This is a genomic window from Acinetobacter sp. BZX-2, assembly GCF_055179795.1.
In genome coordinates this window covers 537,185-550,650 of sequence record NZ_CM143686.1, presented here as the reverse complement: position 1 = coordinate 550,650, position 13,466 = coordinate 537,185, and the positions used below count along the sequence as shown (strand labels likewise).

General features: G+C 37.2%; 14 protein-coding genes and 4 tRNA genes. 8 read left to right on the top strand and 10 right to left on the bottom strand.

Going from position 1 to position 13,466, the window contains the following annotated elements; translation table 11 throughout:
- The first annotated feature begins 133 nt into the window (after positions 1-133).
- From ACY45D_RS02560 to ACY45D_RS02540, 5 genes are all read left to right on the top strand, one after another.
- The gene (locus tag ACY45D_RS02560) at positions 134-817 is read left to right on the top strand and encodes a hypothetical protein (RefSeq protein WP_463108309.1); all 684 of its coding nucleotides are present in this window, start codon (positions 134-136) and stop codon (positions 815-817) included.
- A gap of 141 nt (positions 818-958) precedes the next feature.
- On the top strand, positions 959-1,663 hold the full coding sequence (locus ACY45D_RS02555; RefSeq protein ID WP_463108308.1) for a DUF3108 domain-containing protein: 705 nt from the start codon (positions 959-961) through the stop codon (positions 1,661-1,663).
- A gap of 103 nt (positions 1,664-1,766) precedes the next feature.
- Positions 1,767-2,324 carry a xanthine phosphoribosyltransferase gene (locus ACY45D_RS02550; RefSeq protein WP_463108307.1) on the top strand — a complete coding sequence of 186 codons (558 nt, stop codon included), beginning with the start codon at positions 1,767-1,769 and terminating at the stop codon, positions 2,322-2,324.
- Positions 2,325-2,603: 279 nt separating this feature from the next.
- Positions 2,604-3,656, top strand: coding sequence for a sensor domain-containing diguanylate cyclase (locus tag ACY45D_RS02545; protein ID WP_463108306.1), 1,053 nt, complete (start codon positions 2,604-2,606; stop codon positions 3,654-3,656).
- A gap of 267 nt (positions 3,657-3,923) precedes the next feature.
- Entirely contained in the window at positions 3,924-4,304 is a 381-nt protein-coding gene (locus tag ACY45D_RS02540; protein WP_463108305.1) for a hypothetical protein, read from the top strand.
- 100 nt (positions 4,305-4,404) lie between these two features.
- Here ACY45D_RS02540 and wrbA read toward each other — a convergent pair whose 3' ends face one another.
- A complete protein-coding gene (gene wrbA / locus ACY45D_RS02535; RefSeq protein ID WP_463108304.1) occupies positions 4,405-5,007 on the bottom strand; it encodes an NAD(P)H:quinone oxidoreductase in 603 nt (200 codons plus the stop codon).
- Positions 5,008-5,120: 113 nt separating this feature from the next.
- Here wrbA and ACY45D_RS02530 point away from each other — a divergent pair, with 113 nt between their 5' ends.
- The gene (locus tag ACY45D_RS02530) at positions 5,121-6,365 is read left to right on the top strand and encodes a YihY family inner membrane protein (RefSeq protein ID WP_463108303.1); all 1,245 of its coding nucleotides are present in this window, start codon (positions 5,121-5,123) and stop codon (positions 6,363-6,365) included.
- A 46-nt stretch (positions 6,366-6,411) separates the two neighbouring features.
- On the opposite strand, the gene yddG is transcribed toward ACY45D_RS02530, so the two are convergent.
- Both yddG and ACY45D_RS02520 read right to left on the bottom strand, forming a co-directional pair.
- On the bottom strand, positions 6,412-7,302 hold the full coding sequence (yddG, locus tag ACY45D_RS02525; protein ID WP_463108302.1) for an aromatic amino acid DMT transporter YddG: 891 nt from the start codon (positions 7,300-7,302) through the stop codon (positions 6,412-6,414).
- Between the two features lie 22 nt (positions 7,303-7,324).
- The gene (locus ACY45D_RS02520) at positions 7,325-8,251 is read right to left on the bottom strand and encodes a DMT family transporter (protein WP_463108301.1); all 927 of its coding nucleotides are present in this window, start codon (positions 8,249-8,251) and stop codon (positions 7,325-7,327) included.
- A gap of 107 nt (positions 8,252-8,358) precedes the next feature.
- Between ACY45D_RS02520 and ACY45D_RS02515 the strand changes: the two genes are divergently transcribed.
- Positions 8,359-9,156: an AraC family transcriptional regulator gene (locus tag ACY45D_RS02515; protein ID WP_463109405.1), complete on the top strand. Its 798-nt coding sequence runs from the start codon at positions 8,359-8,361 to the stop codon at positions 9,154-9,156.
- Positions 9,157-9,659: 503 nt separating this feature from the next.
- On the opposite strand, the gene ACY45D_RS02510 is transcribed toward ACY45D_RS02515, so the two are convergent.
- Both ACY45D_RS02510 and ACY45D_RS02505 read right to left on the bottom strand, forming a co-directional pair.
- Entirely contained in the window at positions 9,660-10,298 is a 639-nt protein-coding gene (locus tag ACY45D_RS02510) for a fumarylacetoacetate hydrolase family protein (protein ID WP_463108300.1), read from the bottom strand.
- Between the two features lie 69 nt (positions 10,299-10,367).
- A complete protein-coding gene (locus tag ACY45D_RS02505; protein ID WP_010112150.1) occupies positions 10,368-10,868 on the bottom strand; it encodes a YcxB family protein in 501 nt (166 codons plus the stop codon).
- Positions 10,869-11,038: 170 nt separating this feature from the next.
- On the opposite strand from ACY45D_RS02505, the gene ACY45D_RS02500 reads away from it, so the two are divergent.
- Positions 11,039-12,328, top strand: a complete 1,290-nt coding sequence (locus tag ACY45D_RS02500) for an SRPBCC family protein (RefSeq protein WP_463108299.1) — start codon at positions 11,039-11,041, stop codon at positions 12,326-12,328.
- A 111-nt stretch (positions 12,329-12,439) separates the two neighbouring features.
- Here ACY45D_RS02500 and ACY45D_RS02495 read toward each other — a convergent pair.
- The 5 genes from ACY45D_RS02495 to ACY45D_RS02475 all read right to left on the bottom strand — a co-directional run bounded on the left by ACY45D_RS02495 (position 12,440) and on the right by ACY45D_RS02475 (position 13,417).
- A tRNA-Arg gene (locus ACY45D_RS02495) sits at positions 12,440-12,516 on the bottom strand.
- A gap of 131 nt (positions 12,517-12,647) precedes the next feature.
- Complete coding sequence (locus tag ACY45D_RS02490) at positions 12,648-12,845, bottom strand: hypothetical protein (RefSeq protein WP_089606648.1); 198 nt, start codon at positions 12,843-12,845, stop codon at positions 12,648-12,650.
- Positions 12,846-13,106: 261 nt separating this feature from the next.
- Positions 13,107-13,183 (bottom strand) — tRNA-Arg (locus tag ACY45D_RS02485).
- 52 nt (positions 13,184-13,235) lie between these two features.
- Positions 13,236-13,312: transfer RNA gene (locus tag ACY45D_RS02480), tRNA-Arg, on the bottom strand.
- A gap of 15 nt (positions 13,313-13,327) precedes the next feature.
- Positions 13,328-13,417: transfer RNA gene (locus tag ACY45D_RS02475), tRNA-Ser, on the bottom strand.
- Positions 13,418-13,466 lie beyond the last annotated feature (49 nt).

The following is a 13,466-nucleotide window of genomic DNA, read 5'->3' as shown; positions in this document are numbered from 1 at the left end:
AAAGACTCAACCTAATTTCAAACCATTCAAAATGGTGCAATGTTTTTTGTTAAACTGCAATCGTTAGACTTGCTTTCTTTTAATAATCGACAAGTTTATCGCCTTAATATGATGATGATTTGGGACAATACTTATGCCGACGCTGCTTTCTAACATCGCCAAACGAATTCGACAAGTATACCAAAAAGCTGAAGGTTTTATAGAAGAAGAGCGTGAATTTCCCGTGTCTCAAGTCTTCCTAAACGCCACATTTAAGCGTTATGTCACAGACAATGTCAAAATACTAGAAGATTTACATGCAGATTTACATGATGATTGGCTCAGACTTTATGCAACAATCAATGTCAAAGGCATGCATTTGGTACTTTCTGTCGACCTAAAATTGGTACAGATGGAACTCAATAAGGATATGCAGCTTATTGTTTTTGAACAAATTAGTGATACTCAAGTCATAGAGGCAAGTTACCCCAATATTGGCTATAAAATGGGTGTGACATGTGGTTTGTTTTTCTACCAAAAAATTCTCAAAAAAGATCCTTTGGGGATGATCTTAGAAAAATTTAATGTCATCAAAGTCAAAGATGATCTATTACATCTGGATTTGAATCGTTGGTTAGGTAAAAGTCGTTCTATTATCGATACTTTAGCTAAAGTTCATGTCAATCATGCTGAACTGCGTGAAACTGAACTGGTTGTTTTGGGCAATGTCAATTTAGCAGCTTTACTCAGTAAGTTTAGAGAAAGCCGTGTAGAAGACTGGGATGATGCCGATGATTATATTGAAGGTGAAGTCACCCCAATTGAACAAAAGAAGTAGCGTTATATTTCAAGGTCTAGCATTCAAAATTGATACATAAACTCACAGTTTGTATGGAAAATTTGCTATTTTGTTCGCAATTGAGTTGCATAATGAACACAACATATAAATGATACTTTTAAATGCATAGGACATTTAATTATGGCAAAAACATTATTTAAAACATTCAGTATCGCAACAACGATTTCGAGTGCCATGCTACTCACTGCATTTTCAAGCAATGCACTTGCCATGAGCCCTTTCCAAGCCAGCTATGACTTTGCTTATAATGGGAAAAACCTAGGTTCAGCAACACGTACTTTAAGTAAAAATGGCAACAACTGGACTTATGTTTTTGCAGCGAAAGCCGCAGCGATCGCATCTGCAAGTGAAACCAGCCGTTTTAGCTTTAGCAATGGTCAAATTAATTCAAGCAGTTTCAGTCGTACCAGTAAAGTTTTGGTACATAACGATACGATGACGATTAATTTTAATCCAAGTACCAAAACCATCAATACCAAGAAAAAAGATCAACCACGTTCTTTTGCTTGGAAAGCAGGTGCGTTGGATGAGTTAAATGCTGAATTACAAGTTCGTGAAGATTTAAAAGGTTCAGGACTGAAATCAAATTACTTGATTGCAGATGCCAAAGGCTTAGATTCACGTCGTTTTGTAAAACAAGGGACTGAAACGATTAAAACATCAGCAGGCACTTACAATACAGTTAAAGTTGTATTAACCCATGACAATGGTTCTAAAAGCTCAATATTTTGGTTAGCACCACAATTGGACTATTTACCTGTGAAAATGTCACATGTTGATGGTAAAACATCTTATAACTTGACCTTAACAAGTTACAAAAAATAAGAGATTTTTCACCATTTAGTCAATTTCAGCTTGCATTTTTTTGGGTGCTTTTTAAAATACGCTTTTGCTTGAAAAAGCACCTTGCTCCTAGAGGATTCTCCCTGTGCACGCACTAGAACAGAAAATCTTAGCTGAAGGTATCGTTCTATCTGATCAAGTTCTGAAAGTCGATTCTTTTCTAAACCACCAAATTGACCCTGTCATGATGCAACTGATTGGTCAAGAATTTGCACGTCTTTTTAAAGACGCAGGCATTACCAAAATCATTACGATTGAAGCGTCGGGTATTGCACCTGCAGTAATGGCGGGTTTAGAGCTTGGTGTCCCTGTTATTTTTGCTCGTAAATATCAATCTTTAACTTTAAAAGATGATCTATACCGTTCAAAAGTATTCTCTTTCACGAAACAAGTTGAAAGTACGATTGCGATTTCTAAAAAACATATCAACCAAAGCGATAAAGTTTTAGTAATTGATGATTTCTTGGCAAATGGTCAAGCGGCTTTAGGTTTAGCAGATTTAATTCATCAAGCTGAAGCTGAAGTTGTAGGTATCGGCATTGTGATTGAAAAATCATTCCAACCGGGTCGTGATTTGCTACTTGAAAAAGGCTATCGCGTTGAATCATTGGCAAATGGTACAGTGACTTTTGTGCAGGAATAAACCCGTACAAAGATGTGTGACAAAAAAGAGCACTTTTAGTGCTCTTTTTTATAATTTATAGTCAAAAAGTATAACTAAAATACTAAATTTGCTCTAATCAGTATTTATTTTTATCATTAATAATCACGAGAATAGAATATTATTTAATTTCATTATATTCTAGCTAGAAATCGACAATTTATGGGAAATGATTAAATTCAAAATACATCCCATCGATTTTATACTTTCTAAAACAAATAGCGTTTCAGCCAAGAACTTTTTATTGAGAAATTTAATTAGATGATAAATAAAAAAAAGTTTACTGAGCGAATGTTTGATCCAAATCAACTATCGGGTTTGGATGAAGAACACTATATTCAACTTCCCGTAGACTTTATCCATGATTTAAGCAAAGCAGCATCTTTACAAGATCTGCTGGATAAAATTGCTTTTTGGATATCACATGTTTTTGATGCAGATCGGGCCAGTATTACACTTCAAGAAGATGAAGAATATCTCAAGCTCTATTCTATTTCTGGAAATCAAGCAATTCCTATTGATTTTAAAATTCCAATCAATCAAACCTTTGTTGGTCGAACCTTTGCTACAGCCAAATTAATCATTTGTGATGATGTAACTCAATCAGACGAACTTGACTGCCAAATGCTGGCTCAGCATGGAATGGGCACTTGCATGGATGCCCCCATGATTCACAACGATATTTGCATTGGAACACTAAATGTTGCAGATAAAAGAAAGCATTATTACAGCGAGCAACAAGCGATCCTTTTACAATGCCTTGCCAATTGGTTAGCCATGAATATTAAGTTGCATCTGCAATTTCAGGAAATGGAAGTGCTGGCTTCTACAGATGAATTAACTGGTGCATTTAATCGACGTGTATTTATTCAAGAAAGCAACCAAACCATGTTGCAATTCTTCAAATCCAATATTCCCTTTAGTATTGGTATCTTAGACATTGATCATTTTAAAACGCTGAATGACTGTTATGGTCACAAAGCAGGCGATTATGTGCTCAAACTCATGTCTGAACATATTCAAAAAGTTCTACGTGCCAATGATTTCTTGGCACGTATTGGTGGCGAAGAATTTGCAATTATTTTGCCTGCATGTTTAAGCACAGAAGCAGTTCAAGTTTTTAAACGAATTCTTGCAACCGTTGAAATGATGCAAATTCATTATGATGACAATATTATTTGTCTTACTGTCAGTATAGGTGTTGCTGAAGTCAAAAAACATGATGCGGATATAGAAGGTGTCTTTAAACGTGCTGATAAAGCGTTATATCGTGCAAAGAAATCAGGAAGAAACCAAATCTTTTTGGCTGAATAAAAGCATTGCTTTAAATTAAAATTAGATTTTTGTTTATTTTTAAATTGTTTTGACATCATCAGCTCAATCAAAAGCAAACAAGGTTACAAGTCAGATAAATATTTTCATTTTTAGTTCAGCTAAAATACAAGAATATCTAAACACTTAGTTTATTCACTCACATCTAAAGTAAAACCAAGTGATCGCATTATGATGATTCAATCATTCGTTACATCATCAGACAGGTTGTGAACTTTTAACGGAATATACCCTAAAGGCAAATCCCTCATGGATAAAGAAAATACAGTAAGCTGTCCAAAATGTGGTTCAACAGACCTCGAACGAAGTGACCACGAACAGCTACTTGGAAAAGCAGGTAGCGTATTACTCACCTCTGCGGGAGCGGCGGCGGGAACAGTCGGTGGAGCTGCTACGGGTGCTTCAGTTGGTGCGGCGATTGGAACAGTTGCAGGCCCTTTAGGTGTCATTGTTGGCGGTACAGTGGGCACATTTGTTGGTGCGATCAGTGTTGGAATTACAGGCGGTTTCCTCGGCAGACGTTTTGGTAAAAAAGCAGGCGAAATTGTTGATCAAAATATTTTCTTTGATTATCGATGTAAAAAATGCAAACACCGTTTCAATGTAGAAAGCATCGAAAAACCTGAATAAAATCAATAGAAAAAATAAAGGTTTTATCGCTGTATAATACGATAAAGCCTTTATTTTTAATCTTTTAAATACAAATATCCAGCGTATTTGAGCTAAAAAATTAAACTGCTCCAGCCATCAACTTTTTAACCACTTCACCTAAACGTTTACCCTGCTCTTCACATAATGCTTTTTCATCCTGACTCAAGCCCTGATCATGTCTAGGCCCACTCACATGACTGGCACCATACGGTGTACCGCCCGATTTGGTATTGGATAATGCAGGATTGGCATTGGTCAAACCCATGATCATCATGCCATGATGGAATAAAGGCGGAAGCATGGTCAGCAAAGTACTTTCTTGTCCGCCATGCATCGAACCTGAACTGGTAAATACGCAAGCAGGTTTATTATGCAATGCGCCATTTAGCCAAAGACTTGTGGTTTGATCCCAAAAGTATTTCATCTCAGATGCCATATTACCAAATCGGGTTGGAGAGCCCAATGCCAAACCTGCACAGTTTTGCAAATCATCTAAGGTGCAATAAATATCCCCTTGTTCAGGAATACTGGCTTCCGCCTCTTTGACTACTGTTGAAAGATTCGGTACGGTTCTGATTTTTGTCGCAACACCTGCGGACTCGATTCCATTGGCAATTAAGTGTGCCATATCTTTAGTAGAACCATATTTGCTGTAATATAAAACTAAAACATAAGCTTGCATATTTGTAGATATTCAAATTTGAAAAATAAACTATACGGTATTTTGCTTCATTTTTGGGTAAGCTAGACCATGAAAGTGGAATATATGCTGAAAAAAATTGAGATAAAAGATATATGCTTAAATTACTTAAAAGACTCCCTTTTTATGATCAGATGTGGTTTCAATTTATACTTTTTGTACTTCGTCGTTTTGAAACTGATCGTTGTCGTGAACAAGCAGGATCTTTGACGTATACCACTTTGTTTGCTGTTGTTCCTATGCTGACTGTTTTTTTAGTGATTATTTCGTCAATCAAAGCATTGGAACCTGCTCGGCAGCAATTACAACAAATGATTTATAGTAATTTTCTGCCTAAAACCAGTATTGCCTTTGATAAAGCCTTTAATGTTTTTACAGATAATTCCAGCAACTTAACCATTATTGGTGTGCTGTTTCTGTTTATTACCACAGTAATGATGCTGACCAGTATTGAAACTGTATTTAATCGGATTTGGCGAGTTCAAGAAACACGCAATGGCATCATTGGTTTTATGCGCTATTGGACGATTATTTCACTCGGCCCGATTTTACTCGGCAGTGCTTTTGTCATTTCTTCAACATTGGCGTCTATGAATATCCTGAGCAATAACTTTGCAGGCTATGAAGTTGATGGTGCTGCGGTGTTTTGGATCATTTCTTTTTTACTGACTGTACTTGGCTTTTTTATCTTGTATTGGACTATTCCTAATCGTCGTGTTCCAGTCCAAGCTGCTGCGATTGCAGGATTATTTAGTGCTATTGTTTTTGAATTGCTCAAAAATCTGTTTGGTTTTGTGATGACCAACTTCACCAGTTACACCATTGTTTACGGTGCATTTGCAGCAATTCCAATATTTCTATTATGGATTTTCATGTCATGGAATATTGTCCTTTTAGGCGTTGAAATCAGCTACGCTCTCACTGCCTTCCATACAGGTAAAGTACAGACTCGCCATCCTGTTCTAATGCTTTTGGATATTTTAGAATTATTTTATAAAAAACAACAAACTGGACAGACGGTTACAGATGCCGAGGCACTTGAAATTTTAGGTCGTGGTGAAATTGGTCGTTGGCCAGCATACGTCTTGTTATTGGAAAAACAAAACTTGATCAAACGTACAGATAACGATGAATATGTACTGATTCGAAATTTAGATACCATTGATTTTTGGTCATTTTATAAGGCGTTGCCTTATACTTTGCCAGATCGAGATGATGTTAAAAATATTCATGATGATGATATTTGGATGCAAAAACTTGGCCCATCACTCATAGAGTCTGATGAATATCTAGCCGCTAAATTATCTATACCGCTTTCAGCAATTTTAGATGATAAATAGCGAGTAGTTTTGGCTAATGAACAGCTGTTTAGTAGGTATTGTCTTACTACTTTTCAGCTGTACTTTTCCAACAAATGATTGCGCCTATTGTCACTAAAATTGTGCCAATCCAAAAGGCCAATTGTGGTATTGCATCTAAAATCAGCATCGACATCACAGAGGAAAGTATCGGCATAAAATAGGTCGCTAAAATCAATAATTTCATATCTCCAAATTGTAAACTCTGATTCCAATTGCTATATGCAACACCAATCAAACTTCCTGTAAGCGCAATCGCACCCCACATTTCAAAACTAGGGAAAGTAAAAGGTTCAGCAGAGACAAAATGTACAATCCATAAAGACAGTGCCGTCACAGCAAAAAACAAGGGAACGGCGTTATGCCCCTGCGCGTATTTTTTAGTCAGTACGCTAAAGCAAGACCACAAAATTGCTCCAATCAATGCAAAACTATAAGCCACAGGATTTTTCTGTAATACCGAGAAGAACTTTGAAAGATTGAGAACATCAGGGTTAACCACCATCATCAACCCCAAAATGGCGAGAATAAAACCTAAAATGACGGGCAGCTTATAATTGAGTTGCTTTGCAAAAATTGCCAAGACAACGGTTAACGGCGGCCATAAATAATTAATCATGCCAATAATTAACACTTGTTCATGGTCATGTGAAAAAGCAACTGAGCTAAGAAATAAAATTTCATAGAGGACGAAAAGGCTTCCACATCCCCATAAATAGCTTTTTGGCATGCGACTCATTTGAGGAAAACCATTCAACAATAAAATGCTCAGCGCACTAAAACTATAAATCAATGCAATGGCTAAAATCGGGCTTAAAGACTCAGCAATTAACTTCACTACAGCAACCAAACTTGCCCAGATCAGAATTGAGGATAAACCCATCCATGTATATTTATTCAGTTTATTCAAATACGGCATAGCCAATACACATCGCTCATCTTTATTGCGTTGATTCAGTAAAATGTAATTTCTTTTCAATCCACTGATGTAAACTGACGATCATCACCCCAAACAAGACCAATCCTGTACCGAAAATAAAATTCATTTCTATATGTTCATCTAAAAAAATCACTCCAAAAATCATACCGAAAATTGGTGTGAGGAAGGAAAAAACACCTAAATGATTGGCGAGATAATGACGCAACAGCCAAAACCACAGCATTAAACTCATAAACGACATGATCAAGGTATGAAAAGCCAAACTCCCTATAGCGAGCATAGTCCAATGAATTTCAGCTTGTCCTAGAATAAAAGCCAAAGGGAATAAAAACACAAAACCACCAAGTAATTGATAAAACAAAGTTTGAGTTGGATGTGCATCAGACAATTTGGTCAATCTTAAAGAAATCGTAGTGAGTGCCCACATGATCCCTGCAATCAGCGCTAAAATATCGCCCAACAGCATGTCGGAACCGACAGCCTGATCATCCCGCCCCATAAATGTCACAACAATTCCGAGGAAAGCGATAAAAATCCCTCCCCATTGGATCATCGCCAAACGTTCAGTGGGTAATTTCCAATGCAATCCTAAAGCCACAAAAATCGGCGCGGTATATAACAAAACCACCGTATGAGAAGCTGAGGTAAATCGTAATGCTTCTGCTACAAAAAAGAATTCGGCTGAAAATAAAAAAGCAATCCAAATGCCTGGTATAGAATATTCTTTAGAAAATAAGCTTACCCCTTGTTGCAATTGAATCAAGGGCAAAACCATAAGCGCAGATAAGCCTGAACGGATTGCGATTTGCATAATGGGTGAAATATCAGGTGCAGCGATTTTCAACACCACTTGCTGAATGCCCCAAATCATACATAACACGATCATTAAACTTGATGCCTGAACATCAATTGCTTTGCGCATATCCACAGATCTAACTCAAATAGAAATATCTTGAATACACTATAATCCTGTCAATTTTGTAGGATATACTTCAAAACAGACAACAAATCTTTTTATTCAGGCATTTTCAAATGATAAAAAAAATAAACGCTCAAACTGAATATACAACACAGCTCAAAACCAATGATGTGATTGAGGCGCCGTTATGGCTGCATTTCCGAGATGATCCTGCTTTATCTGTTTACCCTGAGCATGGTCATGCATGGGGCGAATTTGTCTATGCATTTAATGGTGTGATGGAAGTTAATATTGAGCAAATCAATTATATAACCCCACCTCCTTATGGAATTTGGCTACCTCCCAATGTAAACCACAGTGGTTTAAACCGAACTTCGGTCTCGCATGCAACCTTGTATATCCATGAATCTTTATGTGAACATTTGCCACAACAAGCAGGTATTCTTTTATCCTCACCATTGGTCTCTGCAATTTTACAACATCTGAAACGCCACCCAATGGATGAGGCAGAACCTAAGTATTTACGTTTATTACAAGTACTACTTGATCAACTGCATCATGCAGAACGCATAGGAAGTTATTTGCCGCATACAGAACATCCTGCACTTAAACAATTATTAGATTTTTTGCATACCTGTCCTGCGGATAACAGCACTTTAGAAGATTTAGCCAAACAGATAAATATGACTGAACGTACATTGGCACGTTTAAGTTTGAAAGAACTTTCCATGTCTTTGAATGAGTGGCGACAACGTTTAAAAGTGATGAAAGCCATGTCGATGTTAGATGACGGAAGAACAGTTGAAAATATTGCTTTGGATTTGGGCTATGCCAATTCATCAGCCTTTATCAATATGTTTAAGCGTTGGATGAAAATCACGCCTGATCAGTTTAGAAAATTACTACATCGTTGATTTAACTTATTTAACCTGAGTTCGAGATAAGATATGTTCCCAACTATATGATACGCGGAAATGTCAGTCGCATTGTTCGAGGCATGAGGAATATATTCCGCAAGATCTGTAATATACTGTTTTTGCGATATATTAGATACTTGATAGTATCTGCCGAGTTCGCGACTGACAAATGGTTTTGCCCTTGCGTGGCAGTACCACTCATCCCGAAAGCCTTGCGAGGTAGTACCTCTCAGGTCGAACCTGAACAAGGTTGAAATATATTTCAAGCGAAGTGCAAGACGAAGTGGGTTAATCCTTACGTCGGACTTTAGACGGTAAGACTCCGTTGTGCCTAATCTATCTTTTCAATAACTTACATCAGATTTTATCTCGAACTGACGTCATTTATCTATTGATTTAGACATGACCAATCAAATTTATTAAATCATGGATGATAAAAAACGGATTAAAACCTTCGCTTTAATCCGTTTGTGTTCACTATAAATTTGAAATAGCAAACCTTACTTCACAAATGTTTTCCAAACAAAATCTTGGCTTTGACCATTGAGCGTCATGGTTAATTGATCCCCTGAAGCCAATGCCGCGACACCTGATGGCGTACCCGTCATCACCACATCACCGGGTTCCAAAGAGAAAACTTGGCTAATATCTGCCAATAAATAACCAATATCAAAAATTAATAATGAAGTATCCCCTTTTTGACGAACTTGATCATTTACCGCAAATTCAAACGTGATCGCAGACCAATCGTTTACTTCATCTAAGCTTACCCAATCAGCAAGAACACATGCACCATCAAAAGCCTTTGCACGCTCCCAAGGTTGACCTTTTTTCTTCAAGTCATCTTGTAAATCACGTAGGGTTAAATCCAAACCTAAAGTCACTGCACCAATCGCTTCAAGTGCCTTTTCAGGATTGGTTTCGCCTTTTAAAGGCTGATCTATACGTAAAGTTAATTCACATTCATGGTGGCAATTGCCCCAATTTTCATTCCAAGAAATGCCTTCTTCCAAAGAAATCAAGGTACTGGGCGGTTTGATAAATAAGACTGGACGATCTGGAATCGCATTGCCTAATTCTGCGGCATGCGCTGCATAACTACGACCGACACACACAATTTTAGATGGACGTATACTCATATGACTTCCCTATTATCTCATCACCATTAAATAACTGACTTAAATCCATCAAATCACATTGCTTTGATCTTATTTTTTAAATGTATTTACAAAAATGGATTGCTCCGCTGAAGCTTCAAAGGCACGCTTTGGTACGATGATCACCGTTCGGTTTTTCAATTCAATCATATACGTCAGCTTACCTTCTGCAAATTTTTGTACATCTGCATAATGAAAAACTTGTTTCGGACGACCACTACTAAAGATTTCAGCATAATCTTGAAATAGCTCAATCCCTTGTTCGCTTTTACCAAACTGATATTTTACAAATTGTCTTTTAAACATCATCGGTAAAAACCAATAACGCATGAGTATTTGTAAAATAAGGAAAAAACCACCTAAGTAAACGTAGTACTGACCCACACCATCAAAACCGAGGTAAATACCCCACGCGATAATCCCGATACTGATCAAAGGCGTAAGCAATTGACTGATTTGTTTTTTACCAAAAGTGGCAAGCTTAAAACCGTCTTGAGATTCTTCTAAATTAAGATAATAACGTGCTGATAATGCAGGCTTACTGTCTGACATAGTTGTTTCAATACAAATCAATTACGATGCCAAGATATTACACTAGATTTGAATCGGCATGATGCTTTTCGTCCTGAATTACAGAACACCTCTATTGTTATCTGGTAAATCATTTTAAAAATAGCGCTCCCAGTTCCTGTATGGGCCCGAATAACAATAAAGGAAAAATGATGAACACTTTTCACGCAATGATTTGCCTTATTCTTCTGAGTAGCATGAGCTCGATCAGTTTTGCAAAATTAATTTCTTGGACTGACAATATTCCTAGCGGAATAAAACCTTTTGATCACAATGCCCAACAAGTGGCTGCCATTGCGCAAGATAATATTTTAATCTACTCGCATCCTGCGGTAAAAACCGCCCTACCTACATTAAAAAGTAACACTCAACCCATTGCTAAATTTTCTACCGCAGCCATTGTTGTTCCTGTAAATAGTCAAGATGTGGCTAAAATATTGGGCAATTACACCCAATATGTTGGATTATTTCCAACCTTAAAATCAGCAAAAATCATAGAACAAGCTGGAAATATCAGCCAAGTCAAATACAGAATTTCGATCCCAACACCAATCCCAGTTTTAAACTTTAATGAAGATGTGGTCTTTCAACATCAAATCGGGCAAAACAGCATTTCTAGTTTGGTGATTGATGCACCTATTCCCTATGGCCTAGGCAAATTTGAATGGTTTAGTTTGGGGGATAAAAAGACCTTGATTACCCTTACTCAATGGGGAGATTTAAACCAACCTCAAGGCTTCTTGTTTAAACAGATCGTATCGGCGTTCCCTGAGCTTAAATTAGGCGCTCCGCAAAGTACCAATGCTTTTATTTTAGAAGCTTTAAAAAACCGTTTGAGTCCAAAGAAAGTCACGGCGCTTAATGCAGGACAATTCCCAAATCCTCAGCTCAACAGCACTCAAGTGAATAAAATCGCTCAAGTCAGTGCAAATTCACAGCAACCGATTAGTATTATTTTGAATCCAAGCACCGTGCCTTATACTCATGGTCGTGAAATTTTACGCTTTACCACCACTTATCAATATTTTAAAACGCCCCCACAAAATATGCAGAAATGGACACAACCTATGTCCTATAAAGAGGTATTTCCTAAACAAATTAAAAGCATCACCACCACTGCACTCAATCAGCAAGGACAGGATGCCGAATTTAAAGTCAGTGTCGGCCTCGGTGTGATTAATATTCCTTTTGATTTTAAAATGCATTTTACTTACCCCAAACCCACTGAAAATAATTTCTATTCCAATGGTGGAGATTTGCGTTTTCTAAAAGGACAGATTCAGTTTTTCCCACAAGGCAATGACACTTTATTGAAAATGACCACAACCATGAAAGTAGATGAAAAAGCGCCATTTTTACTTAGAGCAGCACGTAGCTTGCCCTACCATGAAATGCTACCTGCTGTAGGTGCAAATGCAATTTTTGTACAGAAAATTAAATAATTTGAGTCACTTGAATTGATGATCTGATTTATTTTTATTCTAATTTAAATCTATATGAATTTTCAGACACAAAAAAACCGCTCATCAGCGGTTTTTTAACTTTTTATCAAGTGGTGCGCTCAGAGAGATTCGAACTCCCGACCCCTTAGTTCGTAGCCAAGTGCTCTATCCAGCTGAGCTATGAGCGCGACATCTTGATGGGACGCATTATACGCCTTTTCACGTTTTTGTTAAGGGTTATTTTAAGGTTTATATACTGAGTGTCTAGTATTTGGACGATCCTTGTTTTGTATTGCACATTAGAAAAAGATTCTCCCAACTACTCTGCCGTTACAATATTAAGAATTTCCATACATTCAGCACAGAAAATCACGTATTCATTTTCAAGACTTTGAATTTTAAGCTCATAAACAAAACCTGTTAAAGTTCGATCACAGCCATCACATTGTTTTAATTCAAGATGACAAATGAAATCAATATGTTCATAAATATAATATCCATCTGTATATTTCGTCATGTTGTTATTTCACATGTCTCTATTCTTAGATCTATTTTAATGGTTTTAAATGAATAATATTGCATGGAAAATGAAGATCACGACAAGTATCGACGCTTAATTGAGTTTACTAAAATGATTATGAAAAATATCTAAGCCAATCTTTATATACGTTATTGAGCCATCAAAACCTATTATTTAGATTAAATAGTCGGTACATAAACTCTAGACACAAAAAAACCGCAATTAAGCGGTTATTTTCATCTTTCGATCTATTCAAGTTGGTGCGCTCAGAGAGATTCGAACTCCCGACCCCTTAGTTCGTAGCCAAGTGCTCTATCCAGCTGAGCTATGAGCGCAATACTTGTAATGTCGTAAACGACTTCGTTACTTTTCAAATACTTAATTAGTTGGTGCGCTCAGAGAGATTCGAACTCCCGACCCCTTAGTTCGTAGCCAAGTGCTCTATCCAGCTGAGCTATGAGCGCATCATAAGTATTCGTTGGCGGTGAGAGAGGGATTCGAACCCTCGATACAGTTACCCGTATGCATCCTTAGCAGGGATGTGGTTTCAGCCACTCACCCATCTCACCGTAACGAGCCGCCATAATACAAAGTAAAACTCGTTTCAGCAAGCCATCA